Genomic DNA, 17,850 nt, shown 5'->3' with positions numbered 1-17,850 from the left:
CTCTGATGGTGCCGTTGATGGCGGGGACGCTGCTGCTGGTGGTGGCCTCGCAGGTGCCGAAGCTGGACGGCGGGCTGGGCGAGGTGGCTCCGCTGGTGCCGTTCTTCGTGGTGTTCCTGGTGGTGATGGCGTTCGCGGGAAAGGGCGTGGCGCGGGCGTTCGCCCTGGACGCGGCGGACGGGCGGGCGGTGGTATTCACCGGCGCGACCCGCAACGGCCTGGTGCTGCTGCCGCTGGCCCTGGCGCTGCCGGACGCGCTGGCGGTGGCGGCCGTGGTGATGGTGACGCAGACGCTGGTGGAGGTGGTGGGGATGGTGGTCTACGTGCGGCTGGTGCCGCGGCTGATCCCGTCCCACAGCTCACCCGGCGGCGGCGCGGACACGGCACCGGGCGCGGCCGGCTAGCGGCCGGGTCCCGGCTGCCGCCACCACGGCCCACTGCCACGTTCGGTGACCGCCGTGGCGGGTCGTCGCCCGGGCCGGGCGACGCGCCGCCGGTCACTCCGGGTGACGGGCGGCGTCAGCCGAACCAGTCGGTGTCGTGGTCCTCGGCGGGGTCGCTGCCCGCTTCCGCGGGTTCGCTGCTCCAGGACGCATGGGCCAGCTCGACTCCGGGTAGGTCGGTCACCAGGGCGATGGGCTCGACCAGATAGGCGATGGCCTCGGCGGGTTCTCCGGCGACCGCGTCGCGCGCGGCGAGCCGTTCGGCGTCGGGCATCAGCTCGTCGTCGTCGACGCGCTGCCTGGCGACCGAAGTGAGGCGGTCGGGGTCGGCCACTTCCAGCATCAGCTCGACATGCAGCCGGACATATCGCGATTCATCTGCACTCATGCACGGGAGCGTAGGTCCCGGCGGACGGGCCCCTTCCGCGCGACCCGCGGCGGCCCGTAACATCGCTGCGCACGCCGCCGGTTCGCAGCAATTCCCAGGAGTGTCACCGTGCCAGAAGACCGCCCGGCAGTCAGCCGCCGCCCGCTGGCCATGGGGGTGGTCGCGGGGTGTGTGCTCTGCGGAGTCTGGTTGATGCCCTCGGCGCCGTCCGGCGACGAGGCGGGACCGTCGGCGCCGGAAGTGAGCCACCAGGACGAGATCCGGTCGGTCTCGACCGTCGAGGGTTCGCGCTGACCGTCACGGCCGACCGTGGCCGGCCCGCCCGGGTGACGGTCCGTCACCCGGAGGCCCTCGCTCCGGCAGCATGACCGAGGTGACGCAGCGTCAGCTCGGTCGCTCCGGCAGAGCGCGGGGCCGGGTGCGGAGCACGTGGCCCGTCAGGCCAGCGGTCCGGTGACCGTCTCCGCCGCCCGGACCAGCCGGCCGTCCCGGACGAACGCCTCCGCGGCGTCCAGGTCGGGCGAGAGGTAGCGGTCGGGTCCCGCTCCGGCGACGCCCGCGGCACGGGCGGCGTCGAGGACGGCCCGGCTGGCCGGTGCCGCCCTCAGCTCCCGCGTGGCGGGCAGTTCGGCGCGCAGTTCCAGCGCCCGGGTCGCCGTGTACAGCTCGACGGCGACGACCCGCGTCAGGTACTCGACGGCGGTGCGCAGCTTGCGCGCGGCGGACCACCCCATGGAGACGTGGTCCTCCTGCATCGCCGAGGACGGGATGGAGTCGACCGAGGCCGGGACGGCCAGCCGCTTGAGTTCGCTGACCAGCGACGCCTGCGTGTACTGCGCGATCATCAGACCGGAGTCGACGCCGGGGTCGTCGGCGAGGAACGGCGGGAGCCCGTGCGAGCGGTGCTTGTCCAGCAGCCGGTCGGTGCGGCGTTCGGCGATGGAGGCGAGGTCGGCGGCGGCGATGGCGAGGAAGTCCAGGACGTAGGCGACGGGCGCGCCGTGGAAGTTGCCGTTGGACTCCACCCGCCCCCCGCCGTGGTCGTCCCGCAGCACCACGGGGTTGTCGACGGCGGCGGCCAGTTCGCGTTCCGCGACGGTCCGGGCGTGCGCCAGGGTATCCCGGCCGGCGCCGGTGACCTGGGGTGCGCACCGGACGGAGTAGGCGTCCTGGACACGCGGCGCGTCGTCCTGGTGGTGGCCCGTCAGATGGGAGCCCTCCAGCAGGCGCAGCATGTTGTCGGCACTGGCGGCCTGGCCGGGATGCGGCCGGATGGCGTGCAGCTCGGGCGCGAGGACGCGGTCGGTGCCGAGCAGCGCTTCCAGGGTGAGCGCCGCGGTGATGTCGGCGGAGGTGAACAGCCGCCCGAGGTCGGCGATGGCCATGGCGAGCATGCCCAGCATGCCGTCGGTGCCGTTGAGGAGGGCGAGCCCTTCCTTCTCGCGGAGTTCCACGGGCTCCAGCCCGGCCTCGGCGAGGAGTTCGGCGGCCGGACGCAGCCGCCCGTCGGGGCCTTCGGCGTCCCCCTCACCCATCAGGGTGAGGGCGCAGTGGGAGAGGGGCGCGAGGTCGCCGGAGCAGCCGAGCGAGCCGTGCTCGCGGACGGCGGGGGTGATCCCGGCGTTGAGCAGGTCGGCCATGGACTGGGCGATCTCGGGCCGGACCCCGGTGTGGCCGGAGGCGACGGTCTTCAGGCGCAGGAACATCAGGGCGCGCACCACCTCGCGTTCGACGCGCGGCCCCATGCCGGCGGCGTGCGAGCGGACGATGTTGCGCTGGAGCCGGGCGCGCAGCTCGGGACTGATATGGCGGACGGCGAGGGCGCCGAAGCCGGTGGAGACGCCGTAGACGGGTTCCGGCTTGGCGGCGAGGTCGTCGATGACGCGGCGGGCGTCGGCCAGCGCGGTGCGGGCGTCCGAACCGAGTTCGACGCGGGCGTCGCCGCGGGCGACGGCGCTGATGTCGTCCAGGGAAGTGCCGGAGGTGCCGACCACCACGGTGTGCATAGCCATATTCAGCAGCGTACGCACTGAATCTTTATTCGTCACGGGTCGGCCGGACATGGCGTTCGCCACCCCGGCCCGAACCTCGCGGCGCGCCCCGGGAGGGCTCGCGGTCACGGAAGGCGCGGCGGTCGAGGTCACCGCGCACGCTGTCGGCGAGCTGCACCACGGGGTCGTCGGTGCTGGTGGTGCCGGCGACGACCGGCGCCCGGGAGCCCGCGGTCTTGGCGCGGTACTGGGCGGCGTCGGCGAGCCGGAAGAGCCGCCGCGCCGAGCCCAGCGGGCCGATCGACTGCCCGGTGGACGCCACGCCGCAGGCCACGCCGTGACCGAGTTCCAGCGCGGCGGCGCGGCGGCACACCTCCTCGGCGACCCGCACCACCTCGGCGGCCTGCGGGCCCACCGCCACCAGACAGAACTCGTCGCCACCGAGCCGGGCGGCGAGCGCCGCGGGCAGTTGCGCGCCGCACAGCGACAGCACCGAGGCGAAACGTTCGAGCAGGTGGTCGCCCGCGACATGGCCGAGGGAGTCGTTGACCCTCTTCAGCCCGTTGATGTCGCAGACCACCAGGCTCACCACCGTGCCGTCCCGGCGGTGACGCCCGACGGCCTCCTCCAGCCGGGCGTCCACGGCGCGCCGGTTGGCGAGCCCCGTCAGCGGGTCCGTGTAGGCCAGTCGGCGCACCTCCTCCAGCCGCCGCAGGTGGACCAGGCCGGAAGCGGTGACCTCGGCGAGAGCGGAGGCGAAGTCCGCCTCGGCGGGCCCGAAGGCCGGTGCGCCGACCGGACGGGCGACATACAGCTCGCCCCAGGCCCGGCCGTGCAGGACGACGGGCACCACCACGCAGCTGCCCCGGCCGCGCCGCCGCAGCGCGGCCACCCGTTCGTGACGGTAGACGCCACCGGCGGTACCGCCGTCGACGGTCTCCACCCAGGCGCGCGGCTCACCGCCGGCCGCCCAGCGCTCGTGCAGGAATCCGGTGATCTCGGGGAAGTCGTGCACGGGGTAGGACTCGTCGGCCGGGAACTCCTCCTCGCCGTCGGTGAGTTCGCCCTGGTTGACCAGAACCCGGAGCCGGCCGCGGTCGCGTTCCCAGACGGAGACGGCGGCGAACGACCCGTCCAGTGCGACCCGCGCGGCCTCGGCCACGACCCGGACCGCGCCGGGGACGTCGTCCGCACCCGCCATGGACCGCGCCAGCTTCACCACGACCCGCACTCGTGCGTCCTCACCCATGGCGACACATTATTGCGGTTTGTACCTTTTCGCCGGGTCGCCTCGGCTGCAATTGCGCCGGTTCGTGCCCCCGACGGAGCAGCCCCGGCAGCAGCCGCCACCGCCGGGCGTACGGAGTCCGCTCGGCGCGCACCCCCGCGCCCGGCACGGAAACCGCCGGGAGTGCGCACCACCACGCGGGTGCTCACCCGCGGGCGCGCCTCCCCTGAGGCGCCTCCCCTGAGGCGCGCCCGCTGAGGCACACCCCTTGGGGCGCACCCCGCCACCCGGGGACCACTCCCCCGGCCGGGCCCGCGCTCAGACCCCCGGCCAGTTCGGCTTCCGCTTCTCGTTGAAGGCGGCGACCCCCTCCGCCCGGTCGCCGGAGAAGGCCACGGTGCGCCACGCGTCGTCCTCGACGTTCAGCCCGCCCGCGAGGTCCATGCCCCAGCCCGTCCGCAGCGACCGCTTCGCCGCCCGCAGCCCGACCGGCGAGTTGGCGGCGATCCGCCGCGCCGTCTCCAGCGCTGCCTCCCGGGCCGTCCCGGCGGGTACCAGCCGGTCCACCAGGCCCAGCCGCTCGGCCTCGGCCCCCTCCACCCGCCGCGCGGTGAAGATCAGCTCGGCGGCCCGCGCCGCTCCGACCCGGCGCGGCAGCAGCTGCGTCCCGCCACCGCCGGGGATCACACCGACCGAGACCTCGGGCAGCCCGACGACGGCGGTCTCGTCGGCGACGATCAGGTCGCAGGAGAGTGCCAGCTCGTAACCGCCGCCGAGCGCGAAGCCGTGGACGGCGGCGACGGCCGGGACGGGCAGACCCAGCACGCCGCCGTAGGCGGCCCGCGCGTAGGGGCGCTGCGCCTCCAGCTCGGCGTCGGTGAAGGAGTTCCGCTCCTTGAGGTCGGCCCCCACGCAGAAGGCGCGGTCGTGGGTGGAGGTGAGCACCACGGCGGAGACCGTCCGGTCCTCGCCCAGTGCCGTGCACGCCTCGGCGATCCGGCGCGCCAGCTCGGTGGAGACCGCGTTCATCGCCTTGGGCCGGTCGAGCACCAGCTCCGCCACGCGCCCGTGGCGCCGCACCACGACCCAGTCGCCGTACCGCTGCTCGGCTCCGCTGTCCTGCTGGGTCATCGACCCCTCCTTGGTTAACGCTCGCTCACTGACTCGACGGTGAGCGCATCATGCCATCCGCGCACCGGAGAGCGGCAGGGAGCGGCAGAGCGCGGCAGGGCGGCCGCGCGGCCGGTCCCAGGGGGTCAGCAGTCGCAACAGCCGCACTCGCACCCGCAGCAGCCGTCGCCGTCGCTCGCGCAGCTGCCGCCGCGGGCGCAGCAGTCGCAGCACTCGCAGCACTCACAGCAGCCCCGGTGACACAGTCCTTCGCGCTCCTCACCGCTCCACGGATCGCGGTAGGTGGAGGCGCAGCAGATCTGGCAGCCGCAGAAGAGGCCCGACCACACCGCGCACCCCGCGACCAGCCCGCGCCGCCGCGACGACCCGCCCTCGTCACCGAGCCCGCCGGGCGACGTCGGGTGGACGGGCGACGCCGGGTGGCCAGCGGCCGACGAGTGGGAGCAGCGCGTTCCGAACGACCGGTCCACCGCCTGCCGGACCTCGTGCACCAGCAGCATGTGGACCAGTGAGCGATCGGCCAGTCGGGCGTCGCGCAGCGCGAGAGCGATGCCGTGGGCCGCGTCGTCGCACAGGCGCCGCACGTCGGCGAGGTCGTGCGCGGTGGCGGCTATCGGGTTGAACAGCCCGGCGGCCCGGTCGGACGCCAGGTCGTCGACGGCGTCCAGCAGGTGCGCCAGCCGCCCGAAGAGCCGGCCGGCCTCCGCCAGCGGCGCCGCGTTCTCCGGCCGGTCCGCGAGGTGCGCGGTGTACGCGAAGGCGGCCGCCGTCGCGGTCTCGGTGGGGTCGGTGATCAGCAGCAGGGACGTACCGGGGCCGGCCGCCGCCTCGGCAGCCGGCTGGCGGTCCACCGCGTCCACCAGCACCGCGGTGTCGAAGCCGACAGCGGCGGCGCCACGGGCACCCGCGCGGTCCCAGCCGCGGGCGACCCGGCGCGCGGCGAGCGCGGCGCCGCGCCGGGACAGCAGACCGTCCCCGTCGGCCGCGTGGTCGCGGATCTTCGCCGCGGCCAGCACCAGCGAGACGGACGCCGACAGCCGCGCGCCCTCGCCCCGGGCCACCTCGGCGGTGCGCATCCCGCGCAGTGGGCAGGGCCCGGCCTTCGAACGGGTGCGCGCGCCGCGGCCGATCTGCGCGTCGTACAGCGCCGATACCAGCAGGGCGTCGTAGTTGGTCACCACCCGCGCGAGCTGTCCGTGCTCACCGCGCAACGTCAGGCACAGTCCGCACAGATGGGCCATCCACTCCGCCCGCAGCCCCTCGGACAGCCGGTGACGACACGGTCTGACGATTCCGAACATTCCCCGTCTCCCCTCGAACGCCCCCGGGCGGAGACGCCCGCTCCGGGGGCGGCCCCGGCATCGTGCCACGTCCGGGCGCGGCGGGCGCCCGCCGCGTCATGCTGATACCGACTCCGGACCGGACCATGACATGCGTGACCGCCCCGCGCCGGCGCGCGGCGCCTGGGCGGGGGCGGTGTCGGGACGGACGGAGGCGGGACGGGGCGGGCGGAGGCGGGAGACCTCAGGTGCGGCGGGTGAGCAGCCAGGGCGCGATGATGCCCAGGCCACGGACCGGCCGCTGGTAGAGCGGGCGGAGCGCGAAGCGGTAGTCGTCGGCGCGCGGGTCCTCCACGTCGGAGTCCTTCTCCGACCGGGGCGCGGCGCCGCCCTCGGTCAGCTCCTTGCGCAGCGCCTCGTCGACCAGGACCGCGTCCTTGGGCGCTATCGAGGTGAGCCTGCTGGCGAGGTTGACGGTGTTGCCGAAGACGTCGCCCATGCGTGTGGTGACGGTGCCGAAGGCGATGCCGACGCGCAGTTCGGGAAGGATCGGGTTGTCCGCCATGGTCTCCACCAGCCGCAGGCCGATGCCGGCGGCGGTGGCGGCGTCGTCGGCCGCGAACAGCACCTCGTCGCCGAGGGTCTTGATCAGCCGCCCGCCATGGGCGGCGACCTGGTCGGCGGCGGTGGTCTCGAAGGTCTCGACCAGCTCGCCGAGTTCCTCCTCCTCCAGGCGGCGGGTGAGCCGGGTGAAGCCGACGAGGTCGGCGAAGCCCACGGCCAGCCGCCGGTCGACCATCTCGGCGTCGTCCTGCTCCTGCACCACTCGGCCGGCGGCGGCGGCGAGCTGGCGGCGCCAGACGTAGACGAGGAACTCCTCCAGCTCCGGCAGCAGCAGCTCGACCAGCGGGTACGCGACCTCGCTGCGGGTCATGCCCGGCTCCGGGGGCTCGGTGAGGCCCTCCAGGAAGGAGTCGATCTGCCAGTCGGCGAGCCGCGCGGTGGTCTGACCGGTGGAACGCGCCACCTGCACCGCCATCGGCTCGCTGAGCAACCCGGCCTCGACCAGGCCGGCGAGACGGCGCAGCGCCAGCACGTCCGCCTCGGTGAGCGCCTTGGCCTGGCCGATGTCGGGGAAGCCCATGGCGCGCCAGAACCGTGAGGCCATCTCCATGGAGACACCGGCGGCGCGGGCGGCCTGGAAGGGCGTGTACTCCCGCTCGGCGCCGATGATCAGCTGTTCGAGCCGGAGCGCCACGTTGTCGTCGTGGGTCTCCGGTTCGTCGTCGCCGGTGTGCTCGGACGCGTCAGCCACGGCTGCTGCCCGCCGCCCCCGGGGTGAGAATCCCTCCGCTGCGCACTCGCCCTACCGTTTCGCTCCGCCGCGCCCTGCGCGCCGCTGTCCACGCACCACCCTACGGCAGCGGTGCCCTGTCCCACCGATGTCTGCCCAGGTCCGCCCCGGGACGCACCCCGGCCGGGCGGCGCGGTGGGGGCCGAACGGCCGCACCCGCACGCGGCCGCGCGCCCCCACCGGTGCCGGGTTCAGCCGGAGTCGTCGCGACGGGTGCGCAGGTGGACGATGTCACCGGCTCCGACGGCGTGACGTTCACCGTCGCCGTTGACGATCACCAGTCGGCCGTCGCCGTCCAGGGCGGTGGCGTCGCCGCGCAGTTCGTCACCACCGGGAAGCTGGGCGGCGACGGGCCTGCCCAGGGTGGCGCAGCCGGCGACGTACGCCTGCTGGACCCCGGCGGCGCCGGCGTCCCCGTCGGCGTCGTTCCACCGCCCGTACCACTCGGCGAGGGAGCGCAGCAGCGCGCGCAGCAGCGGGTCGCGGTCGGTGACGGTGGCGTCGGCCAGCCTCAGTGACCCGGCGGTGGGGACGGGGAGTTCACGGGCGGCGAGGGTGACGTTGACGCCGATCCCGAGGACGACGGCGGCGGCCCCGTCGGCGGTCTCGGTGCGTTCGGCGAGGATGCCGCCAGCCTTGCGTTCCTCACCTTCGACGGTGACCAGCAGGTCGTTGGGCCACTTCAGGGCGGTGTCGACACCGGCGGCGCGGGAGAGGGCGGTCGCGGTGGCGACGCCCGCGAGCAGCGGCAGCCAGCCCCAGCGCTCGGGCGGTGGTTCGGGCGCCAGCAGCACGGAGAGGAAGATCCCGGAGCGGGCGGGGGCGGACCAGCCCCGGTCGAGCCGGCCGCGTCCGGCGGTCTGTTCCTCGGCGACCAGGACGGCTCCGGGCGAGACGGTGCCGGCGCGGGCGGCGGCGACCAGGTCGGCGTTGGTGGAGCCGGTCGAACCGGTGACCTCCAGTGAGGTCCACGGCCCGTCGTGGCCGATCAGCGCGCGGCGCAGCGCGGTGGCACTGAGCGGCGGGCGGTCGAGGTCGGACCAGCGTCCGGCGCCGGCGGGGTCGTTCGGTGGAGCGGTCATGGGGCCAGATTAGGGGCGTGGGGGGCACGGATGTGGTCAACGCCGCACTGTGGATCGGCCCCGGCGCCGTTAACCTACGGATCGGTAGCCACCCGATGACGAGTAGGAGCCGCAGCCCGTGTCTGAGCAGGAGAACCGTTCCGTTGCCGCGGGCGAGAGCGCCGGTGCCACCGCCGACACCGCGGTCGTGGCCCACACCACCGCCGGAAAACTGGCCGAGTTCCGGCGGCGGGCGGACGAGGCACTGAACGCCGGGTCGCAGCGCGCGGTGGAACGGCAGCACGCCAAGGGGAAGCTGACAGCGCGCGAGCGGGTCGATCTGCTGCTGGACGAGGGCTCGTTCACCGAGCTGGACGAGTTGGCCCGGCACCGTTCGGTGAACTTCGGGATCGAGAAGAACCGGCCCTACGGCGACGGCGTGGTGACCGGGTACGGCACGGTGGACGGCCGGCCGGTGTGCGTCTACTCCCAGGACTTCACGGTCTTCGGCGGCTCGCTCGGCGAGGTCTACGGCGAGAAGATCGTCAAGGTCATGGACTTCGCGATGAAGACCGGCTGCCCGGTGGTGGGGATCAACGACGGTGGCGGGGCCCGCATCCAGGAGGGCGTGGCGGCGCTCGGGCTGTTCGCCGAGATCTTCCGCCGCAACGTGCACGCCTCGGGTGTGGTGCCGCAGATCTCGCTGATCGTCGGGCCCTGCGCGGGCGGCGCGGTGTACTCCCCCGCCATCACCGACTTCACGGTGATGGTCGACCAGACCTCCCACATGTTCATCACCGGTCCGGACGTCATCAAGACCGTCACCGGTGAGGACGTCGGCTTCGAGGCACTGGGCGGCGCCCGCACCCACAACACCACCTCCGGCGTGGCGCACTACATGGCCGCGGAGGAGAAGGACGCCTTCGACTACGTGAAGGCGCTGCTGTCGTACCTGCCGTCGAACAACCTCTCCGACCCGCCGGTCTACCCCGAGGAGGCGGAGCCGGAGGTCACCGACGCCGACCGTGAACTCGACACGCTGGTACCGGACTCGGCCAACCAGCCGTACGACATGCACCAGGCGATCGAACACGTCCTGGACGACGGCGAGTTCCTGGAGACGCAGCCGCTGTTCGCGCCGAACATCATCACCGGTTTCGGCCGGGTCGAGGGCCGTTCGGTCGGAGTCGTCGCCAACCAGCCGATGCAGTTCGCCGGTTGCCTGGACATCGACGCCTCGGAGAAGGCCGCCCGGTTCGTGCGGACCTGCGACGCCTACAACATCCCGGTGCTGACCTTCGTGGACGTGCCGGGTTTCCTTCCGGGCACCGACCAGGAGTACGGGGGCATCATCCGCCGGGGCGCCAAGCTGATCTACGCCTACGCGGAGGCGACGGTGCCGCTGATCACCGTCATCACCCGCAAGGCGTTCGGCGGCGCGTACGACGTGATGGGCTCCAAGCACCTCGGCGCCGATCTCAACCTGGCGTGGCCCACGGCGCAGGTGGCGGTGATGGGCGCGCAGGGCGCGGTGAACATCCTGCACCGGAGGCGGCTGACGGCCGTCGAGGACGACGCCGAACGCGAGGCGCTGCGCGCCCAGTTGACCCTGGAGTACGAGGAGGCGCTGCTCAATCCGTACGCGGCGGCCGAACGTGGCTACGTCGACGCGGTGATCATGCCCTCGGACACCCGGCGACAGGTGGTCCGCGGGCTGCGCGCGCTGCGCACCAAGCGGGAGCAGCTTCCCCCGAAGAAGCACGGGAACATCCCGCTCTGAGCGCGGCGCCCGTCCGGCGACGCGAACGCGCACGGGCGCGGTGCGGCGAGGGGTGGGCACGGCGGGCACGGCGGGACGGCGGGACGGCGGAGATGGCGGGCACGGTGAGCGGTGCGCGGCAGGCAGAGCGACGACCGACAGGCGGTAGACGATGAGCGAGCGGCACACCACCGGCGACGGACCGGCCCCGGCCGCCCCCGGCCCTAGTGAGGACCAGGGCCGGACGATCCGCGTGCTGCGCGGCAACCCGACCCCGGAGGAACTGGCGGCGGCGCTGGCGGTGGTGCGCGCCCGCCTCGCCGCTGCCGCGTCCGGCACGGCCGGTGCCGCGAACTCCCCCGCCGCCGCGGCGGCCTGGTCCGCGCATCCGCGTACGGTGCCCGGCACCCCGCCGGCGGCGGGCCCGAACGCCTGGCGCACCAGCTACTGGCCGGCCTGACGCCACCCCGGATCGCGATGGGCGCCGACGTCACCCCTCCCGGGCTCGCGGCCGGTGATCTGAGTACGCGTACTCAGGCGCCCCTGGCGCACACCGGGCATCATCGGCGTCATGCTCTGGCATGACCTCCGCGACGACCCGGCGGAGTCGGCGCGTGCCCTGCGCGCCCGGCTCCGCCGCGCGGGCTGGCTGATCGCGGCGACCATGGTCCTCGCCTCCCTCCTCCTGCTGGCCTGACGGCGGCCGCGGGACGGCGGCCGCGCGTCCGGGCGTCCCCGCCCCGCGCGGAGCGGCGCGGGACCCCGCTGAGATCCACTCCCTCTCAGGGGCCAGGCGGACAGGCCCCGGTCGGCCGCCGTTCGGCTCCCGGTATACCCGTGGCCGGATCTCTCTCGCGGAGGGCACTGTTCCGCCCGCGCCCTCGTCCTCCCGGCGTGGTGGGCGGCCTCCGCACCGCTGCCCCGGTCTCCTTCCCGCACGGCCCGATCGACCGAATGCCCTCTGGCGCACCCCATTACATACTCGGTATGTTCTCGGGCGGCGACGGGCACCCTTAGTCCGTCGCGTGGTGAACTCTACGATCCTGGGGGCAAGTTGAGCATGCGACGAAGCAGGACCGGAGCGGCGGTGATCGCCACCGCGGTGGCGCTCGCGCTGACCGCGGGGCTCGGAGGCGCGACAGCGGCGCCACAGGAGCAGAAGGAGCCCGCCCCGTCCTCGCAGACCTTCGGGGAGGGGCGCACGGTCACCCTGATCACCGGCGACCGCGTCAGCGTCGGCCCGGACCGCCGGGCGACCGGTCTGGTCCCCGCCGAGGGCCGGGAGCACATCCCGGTCCGCGTGACCCACCACGACGGGTCGACGCAGGTCGTGCCGCGCGACGCGGCAGCCCTGATCGCCGAAGGCAGCCTGGACGCCCGGCTGTTCGACCTCGGCGAACTGACGCGCCCCGAGTACGACACCTTCGACGGCACCCCGCTGATCGTCACCTACGACGACGGCACCAGCAGCGCCCGCGACACCCTGCACGCCGAGGCCGAACCGGAGGTCCGCGCCGAGTTCGACGTGCTGAACGCCGAGGCGCTCACCCTCCCCGAGAAGAGCGCCGACTCCGCGTGGGCGGCGCTCACCGCCGCCAACGACGAGGCCGCCGCGTCACTGACGGCCGCTCCCGGGGTCACCCGCATCACCCTGGACGGCTTCCGCCAGGCGATGCTGGACACCAGCGTCCCGCTGGTCGGAGCGCCGGACGCGTGGGACGCGGGATACGACGGCACCGGTGTCACCATCGCCGTCCTGGACACGGGCATGGACGCCGACCACGGCGACTTCGACGGCAAGATAGCCGCCGCCCAGAACTTCACCGACGCGCCGGACACCGACGACCCGTACGGCCACGGCACCCACGTCGCCTCCATCGCCGCCGGCACCGGCGACCGCTCCGACGGCACCTACCGCGGCGTCGCCCCGGGAGCCGAACTCGTCAACGCCAAGGTGCTCAACGACGACGGTAGCGGGATGGAGTCCTGGATCATCGCCGGAATGGAGTGGGCGATCGACGAGGGCTCCCAGATCGTCAACATGAGCCTCGGCGGCTGGGCCGGGACGGAGATCGACCCGATGGAGGAGGCGGTCGACCAGCTCTCCGCCGACACCGGCGCCCTCTTCGTGGTCGCCGCCGGCAACTCCGGGCCGGGCGAGAGGACCATCGACTCCCCGGGATCCGCCGACGCGGCGCTGACCGTCGGCTCGACCACCAAGTCCGACGAGATCTCGGACTTCTCCGGCGTCGGGCCCCGACTGCGCGGCGGCGTACTGAAGCCGGACATGGCGGCACCGGGCCAGGACATCGGCGCGGCGGCCGCCGCCGGGTCGATCATCGAGCGCGACGGCGACCCGGTCGCCGACGGCTACGTCTCCATCTCCGGTACCTCCATGGCCACCCCGCACGTGGCGGGCGCCGCCGCGATCCTGCTCCAGAAGAACCCCGACTGGACCGGCGAACAGCTCAAGTCCGTCCTGGTCTCCTCGGCGCTGGGGCTGGACGGCTACGCCCCCGTGCAGCAGGGCACCGGCCGACTCGACCTCGTCCGCGCGCTGGACCAGAGTGTCACCGCGGACTCCAACGCGCTGACGTTCGGAGCGGTCGAGTACCCGCACGAGGACGCCGAGCCGATCAGCCGCGAGATCACCTACCGCAACTCCGCGGACGAGGACGTCACGCTCACGCTCGCCACCGAGACGACCACCCCCGACGGATCGGCGGCACCGGAGGGAACCTTCACCCTGAGCGCCGAGGAACTGACCGTCCCGGCCGGCTCCTCCGCCACGGTCGAGGTGACGGCCAGCACCCGCGGCGGCGGTGAACTGTACGGCTCCTACGGCGTCTTCGTGACGGCGACGAGCGAGGACGGCCAGCGTGTCCGCACTGCCGGCACCCTCGACCGCGAGGCGCAGATGCACGAGGTCACCGTCGACGTCACCGGCCGCGACGGCGAGCCCCCCACGGCTGTGGACGTGTGGTTCCAGAACATCTCGACCGGCGACTTCCACATGCTCGGCACCACGGACGGCCGGCTCACCGCCCGTCTTCCCGAGGGCACCTACCTGACCGAGGTGAACGCCCTCAACGGTGATCTGGACGAAGGCGAACTCAGCGGCATCGACTGGGCCGTGCTGCCCGCCCTGGAGATCCCGGAGACGCCCTCACTCTCGGTCGACCTGCGCGACGCCGGCGAGATCGACTTCACCGTGCCCGACGACGGCGCCGAACTGGACTTCCTGCACGGCGGGTTCCAGGCCGACTGGGGCACCGGTGAGGCGGACGTCGCCTGGATGTTCGGTGCGCCCACAGGTGGCGTGCGCACCCTGGAGCTCGGTGAGGCCCCGGCGGACTGGGAGTTCAGCTCGGCCTTCGGCTCCCTCCACGGCATGGGCGGGGACATGGAGCGCCACAGCTACCGCGGCGTCGAGGACGGGTTCCCGACCGGCCTGGTGAACCACCCCTCCGAGGAGGACTTCTCGACGCTGAGCATCGACCTGGGCGCGCCGGCCTCCGACGCGATCGGCGCGCTCGTCCCGTACCCGCCGACGGGCGTCGCGCTGGGCGCCTTCCGCGATCTGCCGGCCACCTTCGAACTGCGGCTCCAGACCGACGCGAGCACTGACTGGTTCCTGTTGATGGACCAGACGGACTTCGCGGGGGACTGGTTCGCCACCTACTACAGCACGACGGAGTCGGACTACCAGCCGGGACAGAGCTACCACCACACCTTCAACGTCGGCGTGTTCGGGCCGTCCTTCGCCCATGACGGTGGCATCTACCGTGACGGCGCGGATCTCTACGCCATGTTCGGCCTGTTCAACGACAGTTCCGACAACGCCGGGTTCGTCGAGTTCGAGGAGGCCCGTACCGAGCTGTACCGAGACGGCGAACTCCTGAAGCGCACCAGCGACCCCGCCAACTGGCTGGGCGCCGAAGTGCCCGAGGAGGAGGCCGAGTACCGGCTCGTCTCCACCATCGAGCGCGGCGGGCTCGGCTACACCGACGTCTCCACCAGCGTCTCGGTCGACTACACCTTCACCTCGGCCGCGACCGAGGAGCCGACCCGCGTCAGCGGACCGGCAGCGGTCCGCTTCACACCGAAGCTCGCCCTGGACAGCACCGGACCGGCCGGGCGCAAGCAGGTCGTCCCGGTCACCGTCGAGGGCACCGAGGAGAAGTACCTGAAGATCGAGATCTCCTACGACGGCGGCGAGACCTGGGCCAAGACCCAGGTGCTGCCCGGCTCGGTCACCAAGGTGCTGGCCGACAACCCGGCGGCGGGCGGCTCCGTCTCCTTCCGAGCCACCGTCAAGGACAACCACGGCAACACCACCGTCCAGACCATCATCGACGCCTACCGCACCAAGTGACCTCCTAGCGTGACCCGTCCGCTCCGGTTCCGGCAGCACGACCGCCGGGACCGGAGCGTCCGCGCGTGAGACCCCGCACCACCACACCGCAGGCGGTCTCCGGCCGTGGTCCCGGCCCCGGCGAACACGACGTCACGGTCGACGCCGGGCGGCGCGAACCAAGCCCGGTACAGCGGTGGCCGGTTGACCCTGGCCACCATTCCGAGGCCGTCAGCTACCGCGCACCCTGGACGTCTTCACGACGTCGGGCGGCCCGCCCGCACTGCCGACGATTGGCCAGGACGACAGGAACCCCATGCCCGCGAAGCCCAACAGGAACCGAACGGCGGTGCTGGCCACCGCGGTCGCGCTCGCCCTCACCGCCAGTCTCGGCGGCGCCGCCGCCGTACCACCGACCGACGGACCCGGCGACACCCGCCGGGCCCCCCACAAACCCCCCGGAGCCGACGGCGCCCACGAAACACTCACCCTCATCACCGGCGACACCGTCATCCTCGGGCCGGACGGCGGGGTCCTGGGCGTCGCCAGGGGCGAGGGCCGCGAGAACATCCCGGTACGCGTCACCGACGACGGCGCCTCAACCCTGATCCTTCCCCTGGACGCAGCGCTGCTGGTCGAAGAGGGCCGCGTCGACCGGAGGCTGTTCGATGTCGCCGAGCTGACCCGCGCCGAGTACGGCTCATTCGACGGCACACCGCTGATCGTCACCTACGAGCACGGGGACGGGAACGGGAACGACGACGCGGCGGACACACTCCGCGCGGGGAGCGGCGCGGAGGTGCGCGCCGAGTTCGGCCTCCTCGGGGCCGAGGCGCTGACCGTGCCCGACGAGGGCGCCGCCGCGCTCTGGGAGACGTTCACCGCGTCGGCCGACGACGGCCTCGGCGTCGCGAGCCTCGCGCTGGACGGCGTGAACCACGTGAACCTGGACGAGAGCACGGTCCAAGTGGGCGCTCCCGACGCCTGGGGCGCCGGTTACGACGGCACCGGCGTGACCATCGCCGTCGTCGACACCGGACTGGATGCCGCACACGGCGACTTCGACGGCAGAGTGGTCGCGACCGAGAACTTCACCACCACCCGCGACCCGGGCGACCGCCACGGGCACGGCACCCATGTCGCCTCCATCGCCGCCGGCAGCGGCGACCGCTCGGACGGCACCTACCGGGGCGTGGCACCCGGCGCCGACCTCCTCGCCGCCAAAACGATGGACAACCAGGGCTACGGAATCGACTCCTGGATCATCGCCGGCATGGAATGGGCGGTCGAACAAGGCGCCGACATCGTCAACCTGAGTGTGGGCGGCATCCCCACCCCGGGGCTCGACCCCAAGTCGGACGCCCTGGACCGGCTGGCGGCCGATTCCGACACGCTGTTCGTCGTCGCCGCCGGCAACCGGGGCCCGGACGCCGGCACTCTCGACTCCCCCGCCGTCGCCGACGCGGCGCTCGCCGTGGGCTCGGTCACCAAGTCCGACGAGCTCGCGACGAGCTCCTCGATCGGGCCGCGCCTGGAGGACGGGGCGCTCAAACCCGACGTGGCCGCGCCGGGAGTGGAGATCGGCGCGGCTGCCGCCGCCGGCAGCTTTCTCGCGGAGGGCCGCGAACCCGTGGCGGACGGCTACTTCGGCCTGTCCGGAACCTCGATGGCGGCACCACACGTCGTCGGAGCCGCGGCCATCCTGCTCCAGCGCGATCCCGGCCTGACGGGCGAGCAGCTCAAGGATCTCCTGGTCAGCTCGGCGGTCGGCCTGGACAGCTACGCTCCCACCCAACAGGGCGCCGGCCGCCTCGACATCACCCGCGCGCTGGAACAGACGATCACCGCCGACACCGGCACCCTGACCTACGGTGTCGCGCCGTACCCGCAGGGCGACGCCGAGCCGGTCACGCGCGAGATCACCTACCGCAACCACGGAGACTCCGAGATCACCCTAGACCTCGCAACGGCCACCACCGGCCCCGAGGGCGGCACGGCCCCGGACGGGATGTTCACCCTGGACGCCGACCGGGTCACCATCCCCGCAGGCGGCAGCGGATCCGTTGCGGTCACCGCCGATCCGCGTTCGGGCGCCGAACTGACCGGCTCCTACGGCCTCTTCGTCACCGCCTCGGCTGACGGACAGACGGTGCGCACCGCAGGCGCCCTGGAGCTGGAGCACGCCTCCCACGACCTCACCATCAGGGTCACCGGGCGGGACGGCCGGCCCGCCGACGCCCTGGCGGGCAGCGTGCGCGTCCCTGCGGGCTGGGGCGAGGGCGGGCAGCAGGAGTTCGCGAGCGACGGCGGCGAGGTCACCCTCCGGGTCGCGCCGGGCGAATACGCCCTGGAGGCAGTCGCGTTCGGCGGCTCCCCCACTGAGGGCGACGTGACCGGCGCGGACTGGCTGGCCCTGCCGCGCGTGACCGTCGACCGGGACACCCTCGTGGAACTGGACGCCTCCGACGCGGAGCCGCTCGACTTCACGGTTCACGACCCGCTGGCGCCGCTCAGTGGCGTCGCCGGCAACCTCCGGATCGCCACGGGGGGCTCCACCACCCAGATCGGCTGGGACTTCGGGGCGCCCGCCGAGGGCGTCGGTACGGCCCAGGCCGGTCCCGACGTCGACGGAACCGCCCTGTCCGCCACCTTTGACGCGACTCACGCCCACCAAGACCTCAGCCAGAGCTACCACGCCCACCGCGGGGTTGCCGACGGCTTCCCCACCGGGCTCTCGCACCACCTCACGGCGGACGACGTCGCCACCACGACCCTGCGGGCCGGAGCACCCGGCGGCGACCGGGACGGCTGGATCATGACCCACACGGGGCGCGGCGTCACCCCCGTCGCCCCGCTCACCC

13 protein-coding genes and 1 pseudogene are annotated in these 17,850 nt (G+C 73.5%); 7 read left to right on the top strand and 7 right to left on the bottom strand.

Annotated features, from left to right (window positions below):
* Positions 1 to 404, top strand: a pseudogene (locus tag E0D90_RS13320) (arsenic resistance protein); the annotation flags it as partial.
* Between the two features lie 115 nt (positions 405 to 519).
* Here E0D90_RS13320 and E0D90_RS13315 read toward each other — a convergent pair.
* Complete coding sequence (locus E0D90_RS13315) at positions 520 to 831, bottom strand: hypothetical protein (protein ID WP_227870196.1); 312 nt, start codon at positions 829 to 831, stop codon at positions 520 to 522.
* A 108-nt stretch (positions 832 to 939) separates the two neighbouring features.
* On the opposite strand from E0D90_RS13315, the gene E0D90_RS13310 reads away from it, so the two are divergent.
* On the top strand, positions 940 to 1,125 hold the full coding sequence (locus tag E0D90_RS13310) for a hypothetical protein (RefSeq protein WP_130798248.1): 186 nt from the start codon (positions 940 to 942) through the stop codon (positions 1,123 to 1,125).
* A gap of 143 nt (positions 1,126 to 1,268) precedes the next feature.
* Here the strand turns inward: E0D90_RS13310 and hutH are convergent, their stop codons facing one another.
* From hutH to E0D90_RS13280, 6 genes are all read right to left on the bottom strand, one after another.
* Positions 1,269 to 2,837 (bottom strand): histidine ammonia-lyase, encoded by a 1,569-nt coding sequence (gene hutH / locus E0D90_RS13305; protein ID WP_130798255.1) that lies wholly within the window; start codon positions 2,835 to 2,837, stop codon positions 1,269 to 1,271.
* 31 nt (positions 2,838 to 2,868) lie between these two features.
* Positions 2,869 to 4,071 carry a GGDEF domain-containing protein gene (locus E0D90_RS13300; RefSeq protein WP_130798246.1) on the bottom strand — a complete coding sequence of 401 codons (1,203 nt, stop codon included), beginning with the start codon at positions 4,069 to 4,071 and terminating at the stop codon, positions 2,869 to 2,871.
* Positions 4,072 to 4,368: 297 nt separating this feature from the next.
* Positions 4,369 to 5,181, bottom strand: coding sequence for an enoyl-CoA hydratase/isomerase family protein (locus E0D90_RS13295; RefSeq protein WP_130798244.1), 813 nt, complete (start codon positions 5,179 to 5,181; stop codon positions 4,369 to 4,371).
* Positions 5,182 to 5,306: 125 nt separating this feature from the next.
* Complete coding sequence (locus E0D90_RS13290; RefSeq protein ID WP_130798242.1) at positions 5,307 to 6,482, bottom strand: DUF5685 family protein; 1,176 nt, start codon at positions 6,480 to 6,482, stop codon at positions 5,307 to 5,309.
* A 223-nt stretch (positions 6,483 to 6,705) separates the two neighbouring features.
* Positions 6,706 to 7,776 carry an adenylate/guanylate cyclase domain-containing protein gene (locus E0D90_RS13285; protein ID WP_130798240.1) on the bottom strand — a complete coding sequence of 357 codons (1,071 nt, stop codon included), beginning with the start codon at positions 7,774 to 7,776 and terminating at the stop codon, positions 6,706 to 6,708.
* Between the two features lie 230 nt (positions 7,777 to 8,006).
* The gene (locus tag E0D90_RS13280) at positions 8,007 to 8,897 is read right to left on the bottom strand and encodes a biotin--[acetyl-CoA-carboxylase] ligase (RefSeq protein WP_130798238.1); all 891 of its coding nucleotides are present in this window, start codon (positions 8,895 to 8,897) and stop codon (positions 8,007 to 8,009) included.
* A 187-nt stretch (positions 8,898 to 9,084) separates the two neighbouring features.
* On the opposite strand from E0D90_RS13280, the gene E0D90_RS13275 reads away from it, so the two are divergent.
* The 5 genes from E0D90_RS13275 to E0D90_RS13260 form a co-directional block, all read left to right on the top strand.
* Complete coding sequence (locus tag E0D90_RS13275; RefSeq protein WP_130798253.1) at positions 9,085 to 10,656, top strand: acyl-CoA carboxylase subunit beta; 1,572 nt, start codon at positions 9,085 to 9,087, stop codon at positions 10,654 to 10,656.
* Between the two features lie 151 nt (positions 10,657 to 10,807).
* On the top strand, positions 10,808 to 11,095 hold the full coding sequence (locus E0D90_RS13270) for an acyl-CoA carboxylase epsilon subunit (RefSeq protein ID WP_130798236.1): 288 nt from the start codon (positions 10,808 to 10,810) through the stop codon (positions 11,093 to 11,095).
* A 111-nt stretch (positions 11,096 to 11,206) separates the two neighbouring features.
* On the top strand, positions 11,207 to 11,332 hold the full coding sequence (mmpB, locus tag E0D90_RS28315; RefSeq protein WP_258037350.1) for a morphogenic membrane protein MmpB: 126 nt from the start codon (positions 11,207 to 11,209) through the stop codon (positions 11,330 to 11,332).
* 363 nt (positions 11,333 to 11,695) lie between these two features.
* Positions 11,696 to 15,010, top strand: coding sequence for a S8 family peptidase (locus E0D90_RS13265; protein ID WP_130798234.1), 3,315 nt, complete (start codon positions 11,696 to 11,698; stop codon positions 15,008 to 15,010).
* A gap of 295 nt (positions 15,011 to 15,305) precedes the next feature.
* A partial coding sequence (locus tag E0D90_RS13260; RefSeq protein WP_130798233.1) for a S8 family serine peptidase occupies positions 15,306 to 17,850 on the top strand: 2,545 nt, incomplete at its 3' end.

The organism is Streptomyces otsuchiensis (assembly GCF_004305975.1).
GTDB lineage: Bacteria > Actinomycetota > Actinomycetes > Streptomycetales > Streptomycetaceae > Streptomyces > Streptomyces otsuchiensis.
Note: the sequence above shows the minus strand (reverse complement) of the source record. Positions and strands in the feature narration are given on the sequence as shown.